This window comes from Micromonospora sp. RHAY321, from assembly GCF_023896955.1.
GTDB lineage: Bacteria > Actinomycetota > Actinomycetes > Mycobacteriales > Micromonosporaceae > Micromonospora.
Genome location: NZ_JAMHIW010000025.1, coordinates 1 through 21,057, shown reverse-complemented (window position 1 = coordinate 21,057; position 21,057 = coordinate 1). Strand labels below are relative to the sequence as shown.

Annotated in this window: 18 protein-coding genes; 11 read left to right on the top strand and 7 right to left on the bottom strand. The window is 73.7% G+C overall.

Annotated elements, in window-relative coordinates; all coding sequences use genetic code 11:
• Positions 1–143: 143 nt before the first annotated feature.
• From M8C17_RS30140 to M8C17_RS30125, 4 genes are all read right to left on the bottom strand, one after another.
• Positions 144–1,379, bottom strand: coding sequence for an acyltransferase family protein (locus M8C17_RS30140; protein ID WP_252419973.1), 1,236 nt, complete (start codon positions 1,377–1,379; stop codon positions 144–146).
• Entirely contained in the window at positions 1,376–2,281 is a 906-nt protein-coding gene (locus M8C17_RS30135) for an alpha/beta hydrolase (protein WP_252419972.1), read from the bottom strand. Before M8C17_RS30135 ends, M8C17_RS30140 begins: the two co-directional genes overlap by 4 nt.
• A 99-nt stretch (positions 2,282–2,380) precedes the next feature.
• Complete coding sequence (locus tag M8C17_RS30130; RefSeq protein WP_252419971.1) at positions 2,381–3,043, bottom strand: response regulator transcription factor; 663 nt, start codon at positions 3,041–3,043, stop codon at positions 2,381–2,383.
• Entirely contained in the window at positions 3,040–4,278 is a 1,239-nt protein-coding gene (locus M8C17_RS30125) for a sensor histidine kinase (protein WP_252419970.1), read from the bottom strand. Before M8C17_RS30125 ends, M8C17_RS30130 begins: the two co-directional genes overlap by 4 nt.
• Positions 4,279–4,433: 155 nt before the next feature.
• Here M8C17_RS30125 and fabG point away from each other — a divergent pair, with 155 nt between their 5' ends.
• From fabG to M8C17_RS30105, 4 genes are all read left to right on the top strand, one after another.
• Positions 4,434–5,138, top strand: a complete 705-nt coding sequence (gene fabG, locus M8C17_RS30120; protein ID WP_252419969.1) for a 3-oxoacyl-ACP reductase FabG — start codon at positions 4,434–4,436, stop codon at positions 5,136–5,138.
• Between the two features lie 36 nt (positions 5,139–5,174).
• Entirely contained in the window at positions 5,175–5,942 is a 768-nt protein-coding gene (gene fabI / locus M8C17_RS30115) for an enoyl-ACP reductase FabI (protein WP_252419968.1), read from the top strand.
• Between the two features lie 101 nt (positions 5,943–6,043).
• Entirely contained in the window at positions 6,044–7,072 is a 1,029-nt protein-coding gene (locus M8C17_RS30110; protein ID WP_252419967.1) for a ferrochelatase, read from the top strand.
• A 36-nt stretch (positions 7,073–7,108) separates the two neighbouring features.
• Positions 7,109–7,888: an HAD-IIA family hydrolase gene (locus M8C17_RS30105; RefSeq protein WP_030488300.1), complete on the top strand. Its 780-nt coding sequence runs from the start codon at positions 7,109–7,111 to the stop codon at positions 7,886–7,888.
• Positions 7,889–7,934: 46 nt separating this feature from the next.
• Here the strand turns inward: M8C17_RS30105 and M8C17_RS30100 are convergent, their stop codons facing one another.
• Positions 7,935–8,729, bottom strand: coding sequence for a hypothetical protein (locus tag M8C17_RS30100; RefSeq protein WP_252419966.1), 795 nt, complete (start codon positions 8,727–8,729; stop codon positions 7,935–7,937).
• 172 nt (positions 8,730–8,901) lie between these two features.
• Between M8C17_RS30100 and M8C17_RS30095 the strand changes: the two genes are divergently transcribed.
• Positions 8,902–9,714: a DUF3097 domain-containing protein gene (locus tag M8C17_RS30095; RefSeq protein ID WP_252419965.1), complete on the top strand. Its 813-nt coding sequence runs from the start codon at positions 8,902–8,904 to the stop codon at positions 9,712–9,714.
• A gap of 33 nt (positions 9,715–9,747) precedes the next feature.
• On the opposite strand, the gene M8C17_RS30090 is transcribed toward M8C17_RS30095, so the two are convergent.
• Positions 9,748–11,049, bottom strand: a complete 1,302-nt coding sequence (locus M8C17_RS30090) for a serine hydrolase (RefSeq protein WP_252419964.1) — start codon at positions 11,047–11,049, stop codon at positions 9,748–9,750.
• 130 nt (positions 11,050–11,179) lie between these two features.
• On the opposite strand from M8C17_RS30090, the gene M8C17_RS30085 reads away from it, so the two are divergent.
• The 4 genes from M8C17_RS30085 to M8C17_RS30070 all read left to right on the top strand — a co-directional run bounded on the left by M8C17_RS30085 (position 11,180) and on the right by M8C17_RS30070 (position 16,123).
• Complete coding sequence (locus M8C17_RS30085) at positions 11,180–11,653, top strand: NfeD family protein (protein WP_252419963.1); 474 nt, start codon at positions 11,180–11,182, stop codon at positions 11,651–11,653.
• A 5-nt stretch (positions 11,654–11,658) separates the two neighbouring features.
• Entirely contained in the window at positions 11,659–12,765 is a 1,107-nt protein-coding gene (locus M8C17_RS30080; protein ID WP_252419962.1) for an SPFH domain-containing protein, read from the top strand.
• A 151-nt stretch (positions 12,766–12,916) separates the two neighbouring features.
• Positions 12,917–13,684: a hypothetical protein gene (locus M8C17_RS30075; protein WP_252419961.1), complete on the top strand. Its 768-nt coding sequence runs from the start codon at positions 12,917–12,919 to the stop codon at positions 13,682–13,684.
• A 237-nt stretch (positions 13,685–13,921) separates the two neighbouring features.
• The gene (locus M8C17_RS30070) at positions 13,922–16,123 is read left to right on the top strand and encodes a transglycosylase domain-containing protein (protein WP_252419960.1); all 2,202 of its coding nucleotides are present in this window, start codon (positions 13,922–13,924) and stop codon (positions 16,121–16,123) included.
• Positions 16,124–16,236: 113 nt separating this feature from the next.
• On the opposite strand, the gene M8C17_RS30065 is transcribed toward M8C17_RS30070, so the two are convergent.
• Positions 16,237–18,084: a thiamine pyrophosphate-requiring protein gene (locus M8C17_RS30065; protein WP_252419959.1), complete on the bottom strand. Its 1,848-nt coding sequence runs from the start codon at positions 18,082–18,084 to the stop codon at positions 16,237–16,239.
• A gap of 82 nt (positions 18,085–18,166) precedes the next feature.
• Here M8C17_RS30065 and M8C17_RS30060 point away from each other — a divergent pair, with 82 nt between their 5' ends.
• Both M8C17_RS30060 and M8C17_RS30055 read left to right on the top strand, forming a co-directional pair.
• Positions 18,167–19,024: an RNA methyltransferase gene (locus tag M8C17_RS30060; RefSeq protein WP_252420002.1), complete on the top strand. Its 858-nt coding sequence runs from the start codon at positions 18,167–18,169 to the stop codon at positions 19,022–19,024.
• Between the two features lie 49 nt (positions 19,025–19,073).
• Positions 19,074–20,867 carry a PucR family transcriptional regulator gene (locus M8C17_RS30055; protein ID WP_256483647.1) on the top strand — a complete coding sequence of 598 codons (1,794 nt, stop codon included), beginning with the start codon at positions 19,074–19,076 and terminating at the stop codon, positions 20,865–20,867.
• Positions 20,868–21,057: the final 190 nt, after the last annotated feature.

Here is a 21,057-nt window from a genome sequence, read left to right as displayed (position 1 = left end):
GCAGGGGGTGGGGACGCGCACACGAAGTCGTGACCGGGCGGCTCCCGGCGACCGTCCGGGATCGGACGGCGCGGCACGCGCACCTCGGCGTTGCCGGGCGGCGGGGAGCGGAGCGGGGTCAGCTCACCAGACTGAGTCGTGGCTCAGCGGGGCTGACCATCGGCCCGGCCACGACTGGGAGGATCGCTATCTCGCACAGCGATCACCTCCTGAAGTCGGCCGGGCCGGAACGTCGATGATCGTACACCCGGGGCGCCGCCGGGACGCACTCGGCCGACCGGCCGGCGGCCCCTCCACCGCCCGGCTGGCCCCTTCCGCTCCGACGGCCGGCCCGCCCGTACCAGCGTGACCAGCACCGCGGCGAAAAGGGGCAGCCAGCAGCACCGGGCCAGCACCCAGCCCGGGTCGTCCGGCGCGGTGTGCAGCCCCGGCAGGGCCAACCCGCCCCGGGCGAGGAGCGCGGTCACCGCGACCAGCACCGGCTGGTGCCACAGGTAGATCCGCACAGCGTTCCGGTTGACCTCGGTCACCGCCCGGCCCGGCAGTGGTCGGGCCAGCAGCCGTTCCAGGGCCGGCCGGGCGAGCAGCCCCAGCCCGACCTGGGTGACCGCCAACGCCACCGCCAGCAGCGACGGCGGGTTCAGGTTCGACACACCCGCCCCGGGCACCCCGACCGCGCTGACCGGGTAGCCCAGCGCCAGCAGCGCCACCAGCGCGGCGGCGCCGCCACCGGCCAGCGCACCCGCCGCCCGGCGGCCGGCCAGCCGCCCGTCGGCGTGCGCCACCCCCAGCAGGTACGGCACCGCCCAGGCCACCACCACCGTCACCGGCGGCATGTCGACCCCAGCCGGCAGCAGGCGCGTCACCAGGTCGGCCGCCGCCACCACGGCCACCGCCGGCGCCACACAGCGCGCCACCCCCCACCGCCGGACGGCGGTGACCAACGGACCGGTCGACGCGACCAGGAGCAGCAGCGGCAGCAGGAACCACAGTGGACTGACCGCGAGCCGCAGCGCCACGTTGAGCGTGTCGTCCGGGGTGCCGGCCACGGTGGCGGCGAGCAACACGGCCGCACCCACGCCCAGCAGCGCCACCGCGGGCAGGAGCAGCCGGCGCAGGCGGCCGGCCAGCCAACCGCCCGACCCACCCCGGTTGCGGGCCAGCGACCGGGCCGAGCCGAACCCGGCGGCGAAGAAGAACAACCCGAGCGTCTGCAACACCCAGGTCACCGGCGCCAGCGCCGGCACCGCGCTCAGCGGACTGGCCTGGTGCAGCCCGCCGCCGTCGTTCAGCACCAGGCCGGTGACCAGCCAGTGCCCCAACACCACCCCGCCGATGGCGTACGCCCGCAGCGCGTCGACCGCGCGGTCACGGCTCACCGGGCGTTCCCCGCCCGCTCGGCGTCGGCCCCGTCCCGCACGACCGCCGCCACCGCGACCAGCGTGGCGCTGCCCGGAACCAGGTAGCCGTCGTGCCCCGCCACGCCGGCCACCGGGAGCGGTCGGGCGCCGAACGCCGGGTCGCCGGGACGCCGGCCGTACCCGAGGCCGAGCAACCGCACCGGCGGCACCCGGCGGATCCAGTCGGTGGGCGCCTCGGCCGCCCAGAACCGTGCGCCGCCGGGCAGTTCGTCGGCGTGCTGCACCCCGGCGCCGATCCCGCCGAGGCTGACCACGTCGGTGACCTGCGGTGGGGCGTCCGCCGCGGCCAGCGACACGACCAGCGAGCCGTAACTGTGCCCGATCAGGGTGATCGTGGCGGCGGGACGCCGCTCCGCCAGCTCCCGCAGCAGCGCGGCCATCGCGACCGCGCCGCGCCGGGCACCGGCGCCGCCGGCGGCGGTCAGCACCCCGTCGGGTGGGCCGTAGCCGAGCCAGGCCAGCACCGCGACCCGAGCGGTCGGGTCGGCCCTCCGCGAAACCTCGTACAACTGTTCGGCCTGCACCGCCGGCGCCCGGTGGGCCACCCCGCCCAGCCCTCGGTCGAAGTCGGCCAGCGTGCTGCCCACACCGGGCACCAGCACCGCGATCCGGTCCGCCTCGGCCAGGTCGCCGAGTACCTCCACCGCACGGCCGTCGCCGCGCGGGTCGAACCTCAGGAACCGGCGTCCGACCGCCACCCAGTCCGCGTACGGGGGGCCGGCCGCGCGCATCGCCGCCGCCGTGACCGGGTACGCCTCGACGAACCCGGCCGCCGCGGCCGGCTCGGCCCGGCCGGGCAGAACCAGGTTCACCCCGAGCAGTACGGCCAGCGCCAGCCGGCCGGCACCTCGTCGTCGCATCGCGTTCTCCCTCCGGAATGTGGTCCGGAGGGAGACTGCGCCGGTGGGTGGCGCTCGGGCGTCGTCCCGGGGAGCCGTTCCCGGGCTGGCTCCGCGGAGCTACTCGCCGGCGGCGACCAGACCCGTCTCGTACGCCAGCACGACGGCCTGGGCCCGGTCCCGCAGCCCCAGCTTGGCCAGGATCCGCCCGACGTGCGTCTTCACGGTCTGCTCAGCCACCACCAGGTCGGCGGCGATCTCCGCGTTGTTGCGACCTCGGGCGATCAACCGCAGCACCTCGGTCTCCCGTGGAGTGAGGCCGGCCAGGTCGGTGGGGCGGGGCCGGCGGCGGTCCGGGCGGGCGGCGAACTCGGCGATCAGCCGACGGGTGACCGCCGGGGCGAGCAGGGCGTCCCCGGCCGCCACCACCCGCACGGCCTGCACCAGGTCGGCCGCCGGGGCGTCCTTGAGCAGGAAGCCGCTGGCCCCGGCGCGCAGCGCCTCGTACACGTAGTCGTCAAGGTCGAAGGTGGTGAGGATGAGCACCCGGGGGCGCTGCGCCGACCGGTCGCCGAGCAGCTTGCGGGTGGCCGCCAGCCCGTCCATGACCGGCATGCGAACGTCCATCAGCACCACGTCCGGGTCGAGCCGGCGGGCGGCGGCGACGGCCTGGGCGCCGTCGGCGGCGTCGCCCACCACCAGCAGGTCCGGCTGGGCGGCGAGCAGCGCGCCGAAGCCCTGCCGGACCATCGCCTGGTCGTCGGCGATCAGGACCTTGATCATCGGTTTCCGCCCTCCGCCTCGTACGGCAGCTCGGCCGCCACCTCGTAACCCCCGCCGGGCAGCGGCCCGGCGGTGAACGTACCGCCGAGCGAGGTGGCCCGCTCCCGCATCCCGGTCAGCCCGTGCCCGGCGCCGGCCTCGGTGCCCGGCCGCGCGTCCACGTCGTCGGGCGGCGCGTTGCGCACGCGTACCGCCAGGGTGGACCGGTCGGTGCGGACGGTGACGCGCACCGCGGCACCGGCCGCGTGCCGTGCCGCGTTGGCCAGTCCTTCCTGCACGATCCGGTAGGCGGCCAGCCCGACCGGCGCCGGCACCCGCTCGTCGTCGGCCAACTCCGCGTCCAGGGTCACCGGCAGTCCGGCCCGTCGGGCCGCGTCCACCATCGCGCCCAGATCGGCCAGGTCGGGCTGTGGCGCCGTCTGCGGGCCGCTCGACTCGCTGCGCAGCACCCCCAACAGCCGCCGCATGTCGGTCAGCGCGTCCCGGGCCGAGGAGGCGATGGCTACGAACTCCGCGGCCGCCGGCGCCGGCACGTCGGTCAGCCGGTACGGGGCGGTCTCCGCCTGCACCGCGATCAGCGACATGTGGTGGGCCACCACGTCGTGCAACTCGCGCGCGATCCGGGTGCGTTCCTCCAGCACCGCGCGGCGCTCCTGCTCCCGCTCACTCAGCTCGGTCTGCGCGGCGAGGGCCCGCCGGGACTGCCGGTTGCCCCGGATCTGGTCGCCGACGATCGCCAGCGCGCCGAGCAGCGCCAGAACGGCGGCCCGGTTCTCGGGGTGGACCAGGGTGAGCACCGGCACCGTGGTGATCGCCACCACCCAGGCCAGCACCGGCCGGTCGACCCGCGCGACGACCACCGCGACCACCGCGATCGACCCGAGTGCCAGCGGCGGGGTCCACGGCCCGGGCTGGTCGGTCGGCGCGTTGAACGTGCACACCAGCAGGGCCAGCACCGTCAGCCGCCAGGCCAGCAGCGGACGCCGGGGCAGCGCCAGCAGCGGCGCCACGGTCATCGCCGCGAACAGCACCGCGACCGGCGTCGGCAGGCCCCAGTCGCTCTCCACGGCCAGCGTGATCCAGAAGAGGCCGAGCGCGGCGAGCAGCCCGGCCGGGGCGGCGTACCGGGCCAGCCTGGGCCAGCGGGCCAGCAGCGGTCGGTCGACCCGCGCGTCCGGGCCTAACAGGGTCTGCCGTAAGGCGTGCAGGGCCGCGGCGATCGGTTGCCGGTTCACCACCGGGAGGCTACGGGCCGGCACCCCCGTCGGGCGTGCCACCAGGGGTTGATCCCGGTGTCATACCCCGGTGTGACGCGGCTCCCGTTAGCGCTTACCTGCCGGTAACGCCTAGGCTCCGACGCGTCCGTGCTGACCATTCGCAAGGGGGAACCGTGGCCCGTACCGTGCTGGTGACCGGGGGCAACCGGGGAATCGGCCTGGCCATCGCGCAGGCCTTCGCCAAGCAGGGCGACCGGGTGGCGGTGACGCACCGCAGCGGCGACGCACCCGAGGGGCTGTTCGGGGTGCGGGCCGACGTCACCGACGCCGCCTCGATCGACGCCGCGTTCACCGCCGTGGAAGCCGAACTGGGGCCCGTCGAGGTGCTGGTCGCCAACGCCGGCATGACCGCCGACACGCTGCTGCTGCGGATGACCGAGGAGCAGTTCACCGACGTGCTGGACACCAACCTCACCGGCGCGTTCCGGGTCGCCAAGCGGGCCTCCGGCAAGATGCTCCGCGCCAAGTGGGGCCGCATGATCTTCATCTCGTCGGTGGTCGGCCTCGCCGGCGGCGCCGGTCAGGTCAACTACGCCGCCAGCAAGGCCGGCCTGGTCGGCGTGGCCCGCTCGATCACCCGGGAGCTGGGCAGCCGCAACATCACCGCGAACGTGGTGGCGCCCGGCTTCATCGACACGGACATGACCGCCGGCCTGACCGAGGACCGCAAGGCGGAGATCCGCAAGTCCATCCCGGCCGGCCGGATGGCCAGCCCGGACGAGGTCGCCGGGGTGGTCACCTGGCTGGCCTCCGACAGCGCCGGGTACGTCTCCGGCGCCGTGATCCCCGTCGACGGCGGCCTCGGCATGGGCCACTGACCAGCGCTTTCTCACTACGTACGGAGGAACCCCTGCATGTCCGGACTGCTCGCCGGTAAGCGGCTGCTGGTCACCGGCGTCATCACCGACGCCTCCATCGCCTTCTCGGTGGCGAAGCTCGCCCAGGAGAACGGCGCGCAGGTCGTGCTGACCGGCTTCGGACGGCTCTCCCTGGTCGAGCGGATCGCCAAGCGGCTGCCCGAGCCGGCGCCGGTGATCGAGGTGGACGTGACCAACACGGAGCACCTGGCCAGCCTCGCCGACCGGGTCCGCGAGCACGTCGACGGCCTCGACGGTGTCGTCCACTCGATCGGGTTCGCGCCGCAGAGCTGCCTCGGCGGCGGCTTCCTCGACGCCCCCTGGGAGGACGTGGCGACCGCGCTGCACGTCTCCACGTACTCGTACAAGTCCCTGGCCATGGCGGCGCTGCCGCTGATGTCCTCCGGCGGCGCGGTGGTCGGGCTGACCTTCGACGCGACCAAGGCGTGGCCGGTCTACGACTGGATGGGCGTGGCCAAGGCCGGCCTGGAGTCCGCGTCCCGCTACCTGGCGCTGCACCTGGGCAAGCAGGGCATCCGCAGCAACCTGGTCGCCGCCGGGCCGCTGCGCACCATCGCCGCGAAGTCGATCCCCGGCTTCGACCAGTTCGAGGACGCCTGGACCGAGCGGGCCCCGCTGGGCTGGAGCCTCACCGACCAGGAGCCGGCCGCCCGCGCCTGCCTGGCGCTGCTGTCCGACTGGTTCCCGGCCACCACCGGCGAGATCGTGCACGTCGACGGCGGCTACCACGCCATCGGCGCCTGACGTTCCCGGCGGCGCCCCCCGACCGTCGGCCCGTGTGATCCACGCCGGCCGGAGCAGGGGGCGTCGCCGGGTCGTTCCGGCCGACCGGCAAGAATGGACCCATGGCGTACGACGCGGTGGTGCTGGTGTCCTTCGGTGGGCCGGAGCGGCCCGAGGACGTGATGCCGTTCCTGCAGAACGTGACCCGGGGTCGCGGCGTGCCGCCCGAGAGGCTGGCCGAGGTCGCCGAGCACTACCAGCACTTCGGTGGGGTGTCCCCGATCAACCAGCAGTGCCGTGACCTGCTGGCCGCCATCCGCGCCGACTTCGCCGCCAACGGCCTCGACCTGCCCGTCTACTGGGGCAACCGCAACTGGGACCCGCTGCTCGCCGACACCGTGACCCGGATGCGCGACGACGGGGTCACCCGTGCGCTGGCCTTCGTCACCAGCGCGTACGGCGGCTACTCGTCCTGCCGGCAGTACCAGGAGGACATCGCCGCCGCCCGGGCCGCGGTCGGCCCGGACGCCCCGGTGATCGAGAAGCTGCGCCAGTTCTGGGACCACCCCGGGTTCGTCGAGCCGCACGCGGACGCGGTCCGTGCCGCGTTGGGCCAGCTCGACCCGGCCAGGCGGGACACCACGAGGCTGGTCTTCACGGCCCACTCCGTCCCCACCTCCATGGCGGCCAACGCCGGCCCGCACGGCGGCCGGTACGAGGCGCAGCTGCACGAGGTCGCCCGGCTGGTGGCCGCGGCCGCGGCACCCGACCTGCCGTACGACCTGGTGTGGCAGAGCCGTTCGGGCCCGCCGCAGGTGCCGTGGCTGGAGCCGGACATCAACGACCACCTGGCCACCCTCGCGCGGAGCGGCACCACGAGCGTGGTGGTCAGCCCGATCGGGTTCGTCTCCGATCACCTGGAGGTGGTGTGGGACCTGGACACCGAGGCGCTGGAGACGGCCAAGCAGCTCGGCCTGGACTTCGTCCGGGCCGGCACCCCGGGCACCGACCCGCGTTTCGTGACCATGGTCCGTGAGCTGGTCACCGAGCGGACCGACCCGGACGGCGCGCAGCTGCGCCGCCGGCTGGGCGAGCTGCCGATGTGGGACACCTGCCCCACCGCCTGCTGCGTGCCGACCCGCCGCCCCTGACCGCCCACCCGCCCACCGAACCCCCGGGGATCACCGATGCAGGACCGTAAGCCCGTGCAGAGCTGGCTGACCGACATGGACGGCGTGCTGGTGCACGAGGGCCAGCCGGTGCCCGGCGCGCCGGAGTTCATCAACCGGATGCGCGCCTCCGGCAAGCCGTTCCTGGTGCTGACCAACAACTCGATCTACACGCCGCGCGACCTGACGGCCCGGCTGAGCCGGATGGGGCTGGACGTGCCGGAGGAGTCGATCTGGTCCTCCGCCCTGGCCACCGGCCAGTTCCTCGCCGACCAGCGGCCGGGCGGCACCGCGTACGTGATCGGGGAGGCCGGGCTGACCACGGCGCTGCACGCCGTGGGCTACGTGCTCACCGACTTCGCGCCGGACTACGTGGTGCTCGGGGAGACCCGCACCTACAGCTTCGAGGCGATCACCAAGGCAGTCCGACTGATCAACGACGGGGCCCGGTTCATCTGCACCAACCCCGACGTGACCGGTCCCTCCGTGGAGGGCGCGCTGCCCGCCGCCGGCTCGGTCGCCGCCATGATCTCCAAGGCGACCGGGGTGGAGCCGTACTTCGTGGGCAAGCCCAACCCGATGATGATGCGCTCGGCGCTGAACACCATCAACGCGCACTCGGAGAGCACCGCGATGATCGGCGACCGTATGGACACCGACATCCTGTGCGGCCTGGAGGCCGGGCTGGAGACCATCCTGGTGCTCACCGGGATCAGCAGCCGCACCGAGGCGGAGCGCTACCCGTACCGCCCGTCCCGGATCGTCAACTCGGTCGCTGACCTGCTCGACGAGATCTGACCGCCCGGCCACGCCCGGCCGCGGCCTCGAGCACGGCGGCCTCCCGTCAGGGTCGTAACGGGGCGTTGCAGGCGGCCACCAGTGCCTGCCGGCAGGCCGTTGTCAGCGGGCGGAGCGCGGCGTCGCGCTGCTGCGCCTCGTAGTTGTTGATGGCGCCGCCGGGCGCGGCGTGCCCCGCCAGTGCGAGCACCCGGTCGAGCACCGCGGCGCGGGCGAAGAGCCGACGGGCCCGTGGGTCGAAGCCGGGTGGCAGGTCGGTGGCGCCGTCCGGGCGGCGCAGCGCGGCCAGGGCGCCGGCCAGCTCGGGCCGCCACTGGGCGACGTCGAGGCGGGTCAACGCGGCGGTGGTCTCGGCCAACGCGGCGGCCAGTTCGGCCTCCGCCTCGGCGGCACCGGGCAGCGATAGTGAGGCGGCGGGCGCGTTGGCCGGCAGCGGGTACACCCGCCAGAGCACCGTCTCGAAGCAGTCCCCGGAGCCGGAGGTGTGCGACCGCACCTGCGGGATCAACCCGAGCCCGCCCGCCACCACCGCCTCGCCAGTGACCAGCGCCGCGCCGGCGAAGTCGCCGGGGCCGGGCAGCCCCCGCGGGTCACCCGGCGCGGGCAGCACCAGGCGGATCTCGTCCGGGGAGAGCTTGGCCAGGGTGGGCAGCGCGGCCGAGAGCGGGACGTCGGTCCAGGTGCCGGGGGCGTCCGCCACGAGGTGCTCCTCGTCGCCGGCGATGGCGTCGGCGACCTCGTCGTACGGCACCAACCCGGCACGCCACGCGCGCACCCAGGCGACGAACCGGCTCGACCGGCGCGGCGTGAGTGTGGCCGCGCCCGTTGCGGGGGTGGACATGCCGAAAGGGTACGTGGTGACCGGCGGCCCTGTCTCGACTGCCGCTCCGGCCGCCCTGCGTGCCCCGAACTGCCCCCTTCGCCCCACCCCACCCGCCCCCGACCCCCGGTTGGGAGCGGGTGGGCGGTGTGTCGGGGTGATGCGTGGGGACACCGGGGTTAGCGTGATCGACATGGCGGGGCGATACGGCGAGGACGTGTTGGCGGGGGACTGGCGGCGGCGGAAGGTCACGCCCGAGGTGGACGCCGAACCGGATCTCGTGGTGGAGGACGCCGACTCCGGGTTCTGCGGAGCGGTCGTGGGCTTCGAGGCCGGCGCCGTGGTGCTGGAGGACCGGCACGGCAAGCGGCGCAACTTTCCACTGCTGCCGGCGGCGTTCCTGCTCGACGGCCGACCCGTGACGCTGCGCCGCCCGACCCGCGCGCCGGTGCCGGCCGCCCGCCGGCGTACCGCGTCCGGTTCGGTGGCGGTGGACAACGTCCGCGCCCAGGTGGCCAAGGCCAGCCGGATCTGGGTGGAGGGCATCCACGACGCCGCGCTGGTCGAACGGATCTGGGGCGACGACCTGCGCATCGAGGGTGTGGTCGTCGAGCCGTTGGACGGCATCGACGCCCTCGACGCCGAGGTACGCGACTTCGGCCCCGGCCCGACCCGGCGACTCGGCGTGCTCGTCGACCACCTGGTGCCCGGCAGCAAGGAGAGCCGGATCGTGGCCCGGGTGAACTCGCCGTACGTGCTGGTGACCGGGCATCCGTACGTGGACGTCTGGCAGGCGGTCAAGCCGGCGGCGCTGGGCATCGCGGCGTGGCCGGTGGTGCCGCCGGGACGGCCGTGGAAGGAGGGGGTCTGCGCGGCCCTCGGTGTCGCCGAGCCGGCCGACATGTGGCGGCACATCCTGTCCCGGGTCAACAGCTTCGCCGACGTCGAGACCCCACTGATCAACGCCATGGAGCGCCTCATCGACTTCGTCACCGAAGCCCCGTGACCGGCTGACCCTCCTCGTGCGCCCGGCGGCGGGTCAGGGGACCTCGTCGGGGCTGCGCGTGAAGACGAACGTGGCGATGTCGACCGCCACCGCCCGTCCGCTGTCGTCGCGCAGCACCGACAGGATCTCACCGTTCTCCGGGCCGGAGCGACCCCGCCAGCGGTCCGTCCCCTCGGCGGCGAACCGGCTCACCCGCTCACCGCGGACGTGGGCCACCAGGTCACCGGCGTCCCAGCTCAGGTCCAGCGGAGTGCCCATCCACCACCAGCGGCCGGTCAGCTCGGCCAGTTCGGCCGCAGGCGCGGCGGTGGCCGGCCGCCACGGCTGCGGGAACGCCGGTTCGGCGTCCAGCACGGCGGTCAACAGCCGGCGAGCGAGCCCGGTGATCGGGAAGCCGTACGAGTTGGCGAAGCCGACCACGGCGGTACGGGTGGGCCGGTGCACCACGAGGGCGGCCACGTACCCGGGCATCGAGCCGCCGTGCCCGACGTACACGCGCTCGCCGTCCCGGTAGAGCTCCAGCCCCAGACCGTGCCCGCCGGTCCACGAGTCGGGATCACTGATCACCACGGGCGCGCACATCTCGGTGAGCGTCCCGGCGGCCAGCAACGACGGGTCGGGGTCGGCGAGGAAGGCGGCCCACCGGCCCAGGTCCTCGATCGTCGACCAGAGCTGCCCGGCCGGGGCCATCGCCCCGGTGTCGGTACGGGGCTCCTCGCGCACCGTGTGGTGCCACGGGTGGACGACGTAGCCCCGGGCGAAGGGCTCGGTGGCCGCGTACGTGGTGCGGTGCATCCCGAGCGGGGTGAGGATCCGCTCGGCGAGCAGGTCGGCCCAGGGCGTCCCGGTGAGCCGTTCGAGGACTCCGCCGAGCAGCCCGTACGCCAGGTTGGAGTAGTGGTAGGTGGCGTGCGGCGGGTAGGCGATCTTGTCGGCGGTCAGCCCGGCGAGCAGGGTGCTGAGGTCGGCGCCCGCGGCCCGCTCCCACCAGTCGCCCTCGGGTTCGCGTTGGATGCCGCTGGCGTGCCCGAGCATCTGGCGCAGGGTGAGCCCGCCGACGCCGGTGCCCGGCAGGTGCCGCTCCAACGGGTCGTCCAGGGCCAGGCGGCCGGCGTCGCGCAACTGCATGATCAGCGTGGCGGTCATCGTCTTGCTGATCGAGCCGACCCGGTACTGCAGGTCGACGCCTGGGCGGGGGTGCTCGCCGGCGGCGGCCAGGTGCACCAGCGCGCCGTCACGGACCACGCCCAGCACCAGCGACGGGGTACGGCCGTCGATCTGTGCCCGGGCGACCTGGTTGTCGACCTGTCGGGCGGTCTCGGGCAGCAGGGTCAACGGGATCTCCTCGCTTGTCGGCTCGGCGGGGCCGCCGGCGCGCGGTGTCTCGGTGGGCCGGGTCGGTGTCGCCGAGCGTACTGATCATCACGGGTCGGCTGCTCGTGCATTCGCGTGTCACGATTGTCGTGTGGACGCCGTGGTGTGGATCGTGTTGGGTGTGCTCCTGGTTGTCGCCGAGATCTTCACGACGACGCTTTTCCTGATCATGTTCGGTGTCGGCGCGTTCGCCGCCGCGGGTGCGGCCGCCCTGGGCGCGCCGGTCGCGGTGCAGGCGCTGGTGTTCGCGGTGGTGTCGGCGTTGAGCCTGGTGGTGGTCCGGCCGGTCATCCGGCGGCATCAGCGGACGGCACTGGACAGCGGTGAGCAGCCGTTCGGCGTGGAGGCCATCGAGGGGTCCACGGCGCTGGTGCTGGAGCGGGTGGACGCCGACCACGGCCTCGTCAAGATCGACGGGGAGCTGTGGAGTGCCCGGCCGTATGACACGACGCAGACCTTCGAGCCCGGTCAGCGGGTTCGGGTGATAAAGGTCCGGGGCGCGACCGCCCTGGTCTGGCAGGACGAGGTTTCTTCCGCCGGCGAACTGCCGGAACCGAGAGGGTGAACGGGATGACTGTCATAGGCGTGCTGGTGATCGCGGTGGCGTTGATCGCCGTGGTGACACTGGCCAAGGCGGTGCGGATCGTGCCGCAGCAACGCCAGGACGTGGTGGAACGGCTCGGAAAGTACAAGCGGACCCTCAGCCCCGGCCTCAACCTGCTGGTGCCCTTCATCGACGCGGTCCGTACCAAGGTCGACATGCGGGAGCAGGTCGTCAGCTTCCCGCCGCAGCCGGTGATCACCTCGGACAACCTGGTTGTCTCGATCGACACGGTCCTCTACTTCAAGGTGGTCGACTCCGTCCGGGCGACGTACGAGATCTCCAGCTTCCTCCAGGCCATCGAGCAGCTCACCGTCACCACCCTGCGGAACGTGATCGGTTCGCTGGACCTGGAGCGGGCGCTGACCAGCCGGGACGAGATCAACCGGCACCTCTCCGGCGTGCTGGACGAGACCACCGGCCGTTGGGGCATCAAGGTGACCCGGGTGGAGATCAAGGCGATCGAGCCGCCGGCCAGCATCCGCGACTCGATGGAGAAGCAGATGCGCGCCGAGCGGGACCGCCGTGCGGCGATCCTGACCGCCGAGGGGCACAAGCAGTCGGTGATCCTCACCGCCGAGGGTGACAAGCAGTCGGCGGTGCTGCGGGCCGACGGTGACCGGCAGGCCCGGATCCTGCAGGCTGAGGGTCAGGCCAAGGCCATCCGCACGGTGTTCGACGCGATCCACCAGGCGAACCCGAGCCAGAAGGTGCTCGCCTACCAGTACCTGCAGGCCCTGCCGCAGATCGCTCAGGGCAGCGCCAACAAGGTCTGGATCATCCCGGCCGAGCTGACCAAGGCGCTGGAGGGAATGGGTGGCGCGCTGGGTGGTCTGAGCCAGATGGTGGGGGATCTTCCCGCGCCGGAGGCGGCCGACCACGCGAGCCAGGTCGAGCGCGAGGCCGCGGAGGCCGCACAGGCCGCGGCGGACGCCGCCCAGCAGATCCACGACGAGGTACGCGTCGCCGAGGCGCAGGTTTCCGGCGGTAAGGGGCCGCAGGGCCTGCCCGCGCCGGAGCCGGTCTCGCCGGCCAGCCTGGTCAACGACCCGAGCGACCAGCGCGAGCGCGGCTGATCCAGTACACCGGCCGTCCGGCCGGGTAAATACGAGAAAGACTCATGGGGCGCTCCGACGCCTGCCACGATCGGTCCTAGGACGGGTGGTGACCAGGCAATCGGGGCGCCCCGGCGCGTCCCGCACCGCTCGTGGACGAGCGAGGTGACGCATGAAGGATCCGGCGAATCGGATGTGGTCCTCGGCCCCGGTGCCCGGCGCGCACGACCCGGCCGGCCCACTGGGCTCCCGGCGCAGCGGCGGCGGCTTCGGCGTACTGCCGTTCGTGGGCGAACCGACCCCGGCGGGGCCGGCGACGAACGCCAGTTGGGCCTGGTCGATACGCCGGTTCGCACGGGCGGCGGTGTGGCTTCTGCCCGCGTACGCCGTCCTCTACGGCGCGGTGGCGATGGCCAGTGACGGCGGGGTGGGCAACGACCCGTACCCGGCTGACGGTCGGGCCGCGTACCTGATCGGTTGGGTCGCCGCGGTGTGGCTCGGGCTGCTCGCGCTGCTGGCCCTCACCGGGCTGCTCGCCGCGACCCGCAGCCGCCGGGTGGCCGCCGCCGGGCTGCTGGTCAGCATCGCCGGCACCGTGCTGATGCTGCCGTTCGCGGGGCTCGCCGAGCAGACACCGGTGTTCGGCACCACCGCGCGTTCGCTGGTCCTGGTCGGTGCGACCTTCTACAGCGTGGGTTGGTTCCTCACCGGGTGGGCGGTGGCCCGCTCGGGCACGTTCAGCCTCGGCGACGGGGTCATGCTGATCATCGCCGCTCCGCTGCTCGGTCTGGGCGGCGCCCTGATCGGTTCGCTGCAGACGTTCGGCGCGATCTTCGTCCTGATCGCCGGCATCGGCATCGGCTACCGCTCCGGCCGCCTGATGCCCCGCGAAACGGCCCGCGACGCCGCCAGCGCCAGCCTCTCCACCCCAACCCCCTAACCCACCACCGGCGCACCCCACCCACCCACCCCACCCACCCACCCCACCCCGGTCGATCATGAAGTTGTTGCCCTCCGCGACGGCGCGTCGTGGCAATAACTTCATGATCACCGGGGTGGGTCGGGGTGGGTCGGGGTGGGGTCTGGGTGGGAGTTTGCTGGTGGGGGGTGGTGAAGTTGCTGACAATCGGGCTTCGGGGGTGGTCGGTTGGCGGCTTTCGTGGCAATCCTGGGGAACATGGCCGCCCCCCGCTCGCCGCTGTCGCGGCTGTTCACCGTGCTGCTCGCCGGCTTGCTGGCCGGGCTCGCCCTGGCAGTCGCCGCGCTGCCGGGCAACCTGCTGCTCGGGTTCGCCGCCCGTTCCGCGATCGGCTCGTACGCCGCGTTGCCCGACGCGCTGCGCACCCCCGCCACCCCGCAGCGCTCCTACCTGTACGCGAATGACGGCAAGACGCTGATCACGACGTTCTACGACGTGAACCGCACCGACGTGCCGCTCGCGGACATCGCACCGGTGATGCGGCAGGCGATCGTGGCGGCCGAGGACCGGCGGTTCTACTCGCACGGCGGCGCCGACCTGCGCGGGCTGGCCCGTGCGCTGGTGGCCAACGTCAAGGGCGGCGGCACCGAGCAGGGCGGCTCGACGCTGACCATGCAGTACGTCCGTAACGTGCTCAAGACCGACCCCACCCGCACCGCCGAGGAACGCGCCGCCGCCACCGACCCCACCATGGGCCGCAAGATCCAGGAGATCCGGTACGCGGGCGCGCTGGAGCAGAGCCTCGGCAAGGACGAGATCCTCAACCGGTACCTGAACATCGCCTACTTCGGTTCCGGCGCGTACGGGATCGCGGCGGCCAGCCAGCGCTACTTCGGCAAGCCACCGGCACAGCTCACGCTCGCCGAGTCGGCCCTGCTCGCCGGCCTGGTGCAGTCCCCGGACGCGTACAGCCCGATCGACGGCAACAAGGACGACGCGCTGGCCCGCCGGTCGTACGTGCTGGACTCGATGGCCGACACCGGGGCGATCACCGCCGCGCAGGCCGCCCAGGCGAAGGCGGAGCCGCTGACCCTGCACCCCACCGCGCAGCCCAACGGCTGCACCGCCGTGGCCCAGGGCCACGACGACTGGGGTTACTTCTGCGACTACCTGCGCCGCTGGTGGGTGGCCCAGCCGGCGTTCGGGGCCACCGTGCCGGAGCGCGAGCAGGCCCTGCGCTCGGGCGGCTACACCGTGATCACCTCGCTGGACCCGCAGGTCCAGGCCACCGCGCAGCAGCAGGCCACCAAGGTCTACGGGTACGACAACAAGCGCGCCCTGCCGATCGCGGCCGTGCAGCCGGGCACCGGGCAGGTGCTGGCGATGGCGGTCAACCGGCACTACAGCCTCGCCGACAACCCCAACGGGCAGGCCAACTACCCGAACACCGTCAACCCGCTGATCTCCGGCGGGGCCAGCGTCGACGGCTACCAGGCCGGCTCGACGTTCAAGCTGTTCACGATGCTCGCGGCGCTGGAGTCGGGCCGTACCCTCTCCACCGGCTTCGACGCACCCGCCAAGCTGCCCACCCGGTACGCCGCCGAGGGCCCTGGCAGCTGTGACGGCCGCTGGTGCCCGGCGAACGCCAACCCGGACTGGATGGACGGGTACCGGATGATGTGGGACGGCTTCGGCCGTTCGGTGAACACCTACTTCGTCTGGCTGGCCGAGCAGGTCGGCCAGGACAAGGTGGTGGAGATGGCGCAGCGGCTCGGCATCACCTTCCGCGCCGACGCCGACGCGGCCTTCGCCAGGAACGACGCCGCCAACTGGGGTTCGTTCACTCTCGGCGTGGCCGCCACCACCCCGCTGGACCTGGCCAACGCGTACGCCACGGTGGCCGCCGAGGGCACCTACTGCGCGCCGGTGCCGGTGGTGTCGGTGACCGACGCGAAGGGTCAGCGGGTGCCGGTCGGGCAGCCGTCCTGCAAGCGGGTGCTGGACGCCGACGTGGCCCGTGCCGCGACCGACGCCGCCCGCTGCCCGGTCGGCCAGCAGTCGCCGTACGGGCAGTGCAACGGCGGCACCGCCACCGGGGTGAACGACATCCTCGACGGCCGCCCGGTGGCCGGCAAGACGGGCAGCTCGGAGCAGAACTCCACGGAGACCTTCGTCGGCTTCACCCCGCAGGTCGCGGTCGCCGGCATCGCCGCCAACCCCGACGACCCGACCGACTCGGTGGGCTCCGCGGTGCAGGCCAAGGTGATCGACGCGGTCGCCCGGGTCATCGCCACCGCCGTCAAGGGCCAGCCGGAGAAGGCGTTCGAGGCGCCCAGCCGCGAACTGGCCGGCGAACCCCGCCGCCCGGTCGAGCGCGCCCCGGTCGTCCCGGACCGCCGGCCCACCACCCAGGACGACCCCCGCTCGGCCTTCGAACGCTGGCTCAACCGCCGAGGCTGACCCCTCGTACCCCGCGATCTTGCACTTTCGGTCGCCGACTCGCACCATTTGCTCCTTCTGTCGAGTCAGAAAGTGCAAGATCGCGGAGTGCGGCGGGCGGCGCGTGGCTCGGGTTAGGGCTTGCGGCGGCGGGGGCGGTAGCTGGCGACGGTGGCAGGTAGGCCGCGGCGGATGATGCCCGCCCAGTCGGTGTCGCCGCGCAGCACCGCCGCAGCGGTCTTGCGTGCCTGCTCGGCGGTGAAGTGCGGCGGCAGCATCAGCTCGGCCGGGTCGACCAGCGCGTTGATGACGACCGGCCGGTCGGCGGCGAGCGCCCGGTCCCAGACGCCCGGCACCTGCTCCGGTGAGTCGACCAGCTCACCGTGCAGCCCGAGCACCTGCGCCCACTGGTGGTAGCCGATGTCCGGCAGCTGCTGGCTGTCCGGGAACATCGGCGTCCCCTCGCTGGAACGCTGCTCCCAGCTGACGAACGCCAGGTCCCGGTTGTTGAGCACCAGCACCACGAACCGTGGGTCGGTCCAGCTCCGCCAGTACTTGGCCACCGTGATCAGCTCGTTCACGCCGTTCATCTGCATGGCGCCGTCGCCGATCAGCGCGACGAGGGGCCGGTCCGGGTGGGCGAACTTGGCGCTGAGCGAGTACGGCATGGCGCCGCCCATCGACAGCAGGGTGCCGGAGAGGCTGGCCAGCATCCCGGGGCGGACCTGCACGTGCCGGGCGTACCAGGCGGTCGCGGTGCCGCAGTCCACGGCGATCATCGCGTCGTCGGGGAGCCGCTCGTTGAGCGTGGTGAACAGCAGCTGCGGGTTGACCGGGTCGGCGGTCTGGTCGGCCAGGTCGCGCTGCACCCGGCGCCACTCCGAGGTGGCCTCGGCGATCTCCGCCCGCCATTCGGTCGGACCGGGACCGGGGCCCAGCTCGCGCAGCAACGCCCGCAGCGTCGGGCCGGCGTCGCCGGTCAGGTTCACCTCGGTCGGGTAGCGCAGCCCGAGCTGGGTGCCGTCCACGTCGATCTGCACCGCGCGGGCCTGCCCCTGCGGCGGGTAGAACTCCGAGTACGGCATGTTGCTGCCCACGATCAGCAGCCGATCGCAGCCGCTCATCAGCTGCCAGCTCGGTCGGGTGCCGAGCAGCCCGATCGCGCCGGTCACCCACGGCTCCCGGTGGTCCACGGCGGCGAAGCCGAGCAGCGCGGTGGCCACCCCCGCGCCGAGCCGCTGGGCGATCTCGCGGACCTCGTCCTGGGCCCCGAGCGCGCCCTGCCCCACCAGCATCGCCACCCGCTGCCCGCTGCGCAGCACCTCGGCGGCACGGCGCAGGTCCGCCTCCGGCGGCACGGTCGTGGAGCTGCTCGGCACGTTGCTGGTGTGGTAGTAGCCGTGCGCATGCGGCGGGTCGGGGACGGCCGGCTCGTCCTGGATGTCGAGCGGGAGGATCAGTGCGGTGACCGTGCGCCGGGCCAGCGCCGTGCGGCAGGCCCGGTCGACCAGGTGGCGGACCTGCGCCGGGTGGTCGAGCTGGGCCAGGAACGCCGCGGCGACGTCCTTGTAGAGGGCCAGCAGGTCGACCTCCTGGTAGTAGCCGCCGCCCTCGGCGGTGACCGCGGTGTTGCCGACCAGGGCGATCACCGGCTGGTGGTCGAGCTTGGCGTCGTACAGGCCGTTGAGCAGGTGGATGGCGCCCGGCCCGCTGGTCACCAACGCGCACCCCAGCGGACCACCGCCGTACTTGACGTGCGCGGAGGCGGCGAAGCCGGCGGTCTCCTCGTGTCGCACCTGGATGAACTGGGCGCGCTCGTTGGTGCGTTGCAGTGCGGAGGTGAGGCCGTTGATGCCGTCGCCCGGGTAGCCGAAGTACCGGTGCACGCCCCAGCTGAACAGGCGGGCGACGATGTGGTCCGCGACGGTCGGGTGTTTGGGCAGGGCGAGCGGTTCGCCCGGCACGTTGTGGTCTGGGCTCACCTGGCTGGTCCTTCCCGTCGGGTCCGTTACGCCGCCCGCCATTCCCCTTACTTTCCGGACAAAACGCCCCGCGCGGTGTGGGATCGACCGGCCCCGGAACGCCCAGCCCGGCGTCCGGCAGAATCGTCGGGTGCCCGTCCACCAGATCACCGACCCCGACGACGACCGGATCGCCGACTACCGCGCGCTCACCGACGTCGAGCTGCGCACCCGCTGGGAACCGCCGCACGGCCTGTTCATCGCCGAGGGGGAGCTGGTGCTGCGCCGGGCGCTGCGTGCCGGCTACCCGGCCCGGTCGTACCTGGTGGACGCCAAGCGCATCGACCAGCTCGCCGACCTGGACACCGGCGACGCGCCGGTCTACGCGGCGACGCAGGACGTGCTGCAGCGGGCCACCGGCTTCCACGTACACCGGGGGGTGCTGGCGTCGTTCCACCGCCGGCCGCTGCCGACGGCGGCGGAGGTGCTCGCCACCGCGCGCCGGGTGGTGATCCTGGAGGACGTCAACAACCACACCAACCTCGGCGCGATCTTCCGGGCGGTGGCGGCGCTCGGGGTGGATGCGGTGCTGCTCTCGCCGAGCTGCGCCGACCCGCTCTACCGGCGCAGCGTCCGGGTCAGCATGGGGGAGGTCTTCGCCGTGCCGTACGCGAAGCTGGACCCCTGGCCGGACGCGCTCGCCGAGGTCCGGGCGGCCGGGTTCACCGTGCTGGCGATGACCCCGGCACCGGACGCGGTGCCGATCCAACGCCTCGACGCCGCCCAGCGGGCCCGTTCGGCGCTGCTGCTCGGCGCCGAGGGCGCCGGGCTGACCCGAGCGGCGATGGACGCCAGCGACGTGCGGGTGGTGATCCCGATGCGCCGCGGCGTCGACTCGCTCAACGTGGCCGCCGCCACCGCCGTGGCCTGCTGGGAACTGAGCCGCGACGACCCGATGTGAGGGCGGACACCGCGTCCGGTCGCCGGTGATCGCCGGCACCGACGGCGGGATGTCGAGATCCGGCGTCACGGACGGTAGCGTGACGGCCGTGTTCCCTACCGTCCGTGAGGTCCTCGCCCTGGACCCGGTCCGCCACGGCGCGCCGCGCGTGGTCGCCGGGGACGCCGGGCTGGACCGTCCGGTCCGCTGGGTGCACGTCGCCGAGGTGCCGGACATCGCGACCCTGCTCGGCGGCGGCGAGCTGGTGCTCACCACCGGCATCGGGCTCCCCGGCGACGACGCGGGGCTGCGCGCGTTCATCGGGGACCTCGCCGACGTCGGCGTCTCCGGTCTCGTCGTCGAGTTGGGCCGCCGGTACGTCAGCGGGGTGCCCCGCGTGATGGCCGCCGCCGCGGAACGGCGCGGCCTGCCCCTGGTGGAGCTGCGCCGGGCCACCCCGTTCGTACGGATCACCGAGGCGGTGCACGCGTTGATCGTCGACGCGCAGCTCACCGAACTGCGTGCCACCGAGGAGATCCACCAGCGGTTCACCGACCTCTCCGTCGAGGGCGCCGACGCCACCGAGGTGATCCGGCAGGCCGCCGAGCTGTCCGGTTGCCCGGTGGTGCTGGAGAACCTGTCCCGCCAGGTGCTCGGGTACGACCCGGCGGGGGAGAGTGCCGAGCTGCTGCTGGACGGCTGGGAGCAGCACTCCCGGCGGATCCGGCCGGCCGGGCGGACCGCGTACGACCCGGACAGCGGATGGCTGGTGACGGTCGTCGGCGCCCGGGGGCAGGACTGGGGGCGGCTGCTGCTGCGCTGGCCCGCCGGCGGGGAACTGCCGACCCGGCGCGGCACCGATCCGGCGGGACCCGGTCCGCGCCCCGGCGACGGGCCGCCGACCCGCCTCACCATCCTGATCGAGCGCGCCGCGTCCACCCTCGCGCTGGGCCGGCTGATCCGCCGCGACGCCGAAGGGCTGGAACGGCAGATCCACCGCACCCTGCTCACGGCGCTGCTCGACCACTCCCGTCCGGTGGACGAGGTGGCGCTGCGGGCCAAGGCACTCGGCGTGGTGCTCGACCGGCGGCACCTGGTCGGCGTGATGGTCCGGCACCGAGCCGACGACCCGGCCGGGGAGGGCGGCCCGGAGGCCGGCCCGGCCCGGCTGCGGGACCTGTCCGAGGCGGTCGGCCAGGCGCTGCGGGAGGCGAAGCTGACCGGGCTGACCAGCGCCGTCGACGACCACTCGGTGGGCGTGCTGCTGGCCCTGCCGGAGGCGGCCGCCGAGGACCGCGCCTTGTCCGCGTTCGCCGCCGCGCTGCGTCGGGTACGCCTCGACGCCGGCGCGTCCCGGGCCACGTCCGGCGCTGACACGTCCCGGGTGCTGGCCGACGGTGGTGGCCGGTCGACGGGCGGGGTGATCGTGGCCGCCGGTTCCGGGGTGGGCGGCCTGCGGGAGGCCCGGCGGTCGCTGGTCGAGGCCCGGCAGATCGCCGAGGCGGCTCGCCGTGACCGCCGTGACCTGCCGATCTTCCGGCTGCCGCACGTGGGTCTCGCCGGCCTGCTGCATCTGCTGCGCGACGAGCCCCGCCTGCAGACCTTCGTGGAGCGCGAACTCGGGGCGCTGCTGGAGTACGACGCCCGGCACCCCCGGGAGCGGCTGCTCGACACCCTGCGCGCGTACCTGGAGCAGGGTCGCAACAAGTCCGCCGGCGCCGCCGCCGCCCACCTGTCCCGGCCGGCCTTCTACGAGCGCCTGGCCCGCATCGCCCGCATCCTCGACGTCGACCTCGACTCCGTCGAAGCCTCCCTCTCCCTCCACGTGGCCCTACTGGCCCTCGACGCCGTCCGCACCCCCTGACGCCCCCGCGCGCCGGCCCGCCGGCCCGCCTTCCCCGGTGATCATGAAGTTGTTGCCGCTCTCGCCGGCGTGTCATGGCAATAACTTCATGATCACCGGGGGGGGTCGGGGTGGGTCGGGGGTGGGGTCTGGGTGGGAGTTTGCTGGTGGGGGGTGGTGAAGTTGCTGACAATCGGGCTTCGGGGGTGGT

Coding starts and splice junctions, on each gene's coding strand:
- M8C17_RS30105 (WP_030488300.1), top strand. CDS start 7,109: ATGCAGGACCGTAAGCCCGTGCAGAGCTGGCTGACCGACATGGACGGC.
- M8C17_RS30075 (WP_252419961.1), top strand. CDS start 12,917: ATGAAGGATCCGGCGAATCGGATGTGGTCCTCGGCCCCGGTGCCCGGC.
- M8C17_RS30110 (WP_252419967.1), top strand. CDS start 6,044: ATGGCGTACGACGCGGTGGTGCTGGTGTCCTTCGGTGGGCCGGAGCGG.
- M8C17_RS30135 (WP_252419972.1), bottom strand. CDS start 2,281: ATGCGACGACGAGGTGCCGGCCGGCTGGCGCTGGCCGTACTGCTCGGG.
- M8C17_RS30100 (WP_252419966.1), bottom strand. CDS start 8,729: ATGTCCACCCCCGCAACGGGCGCGGCCACACTCACGCCGCGCCGGTCG.
- M8C17_RS30070 (WP_252419960.1), top strand. CDS start 13,922: ATGGCCGCCCCCCGCTCGCCGCTGTCGCGGCTGTTCACCGTGCTGCTC.
- M8C17_RS30095 (WP_252419965.1), top strand. CDS start 8,902: ATGGCGGGGCGATACGGCGAGGACGTGTTGGCGGGGGACTGGCGGCGG.
- M8C17_RS30080 (WP_252419962.1), top strand. CDS start 11,659: ATGACTGTCATAGGCGTGCTGGTGATCGCGGTGGCGTTGATCGCCGTG.
- M8C17_RS30055 (WP_256483647.1), top strand. CDS start 19,074: ATGTCGAGATCCGGCGTCACGGACGGTAGCGTGACGGCCGTGTTCCCT.
- M8C17_RS30130 (WP_252419971.1), bottom strand. CDS start 3,043: ATGATCAAGGTCCTGATCGCCGACGACCAGGCGATGGTCCGGCAGGGC.
- fabI (WP_252419968.1), top strand. CDS start 5,175: ATGTCCGGACTGCTCGCCGGTAAGCGGCTGCTGGTCACCGGCGTCATC.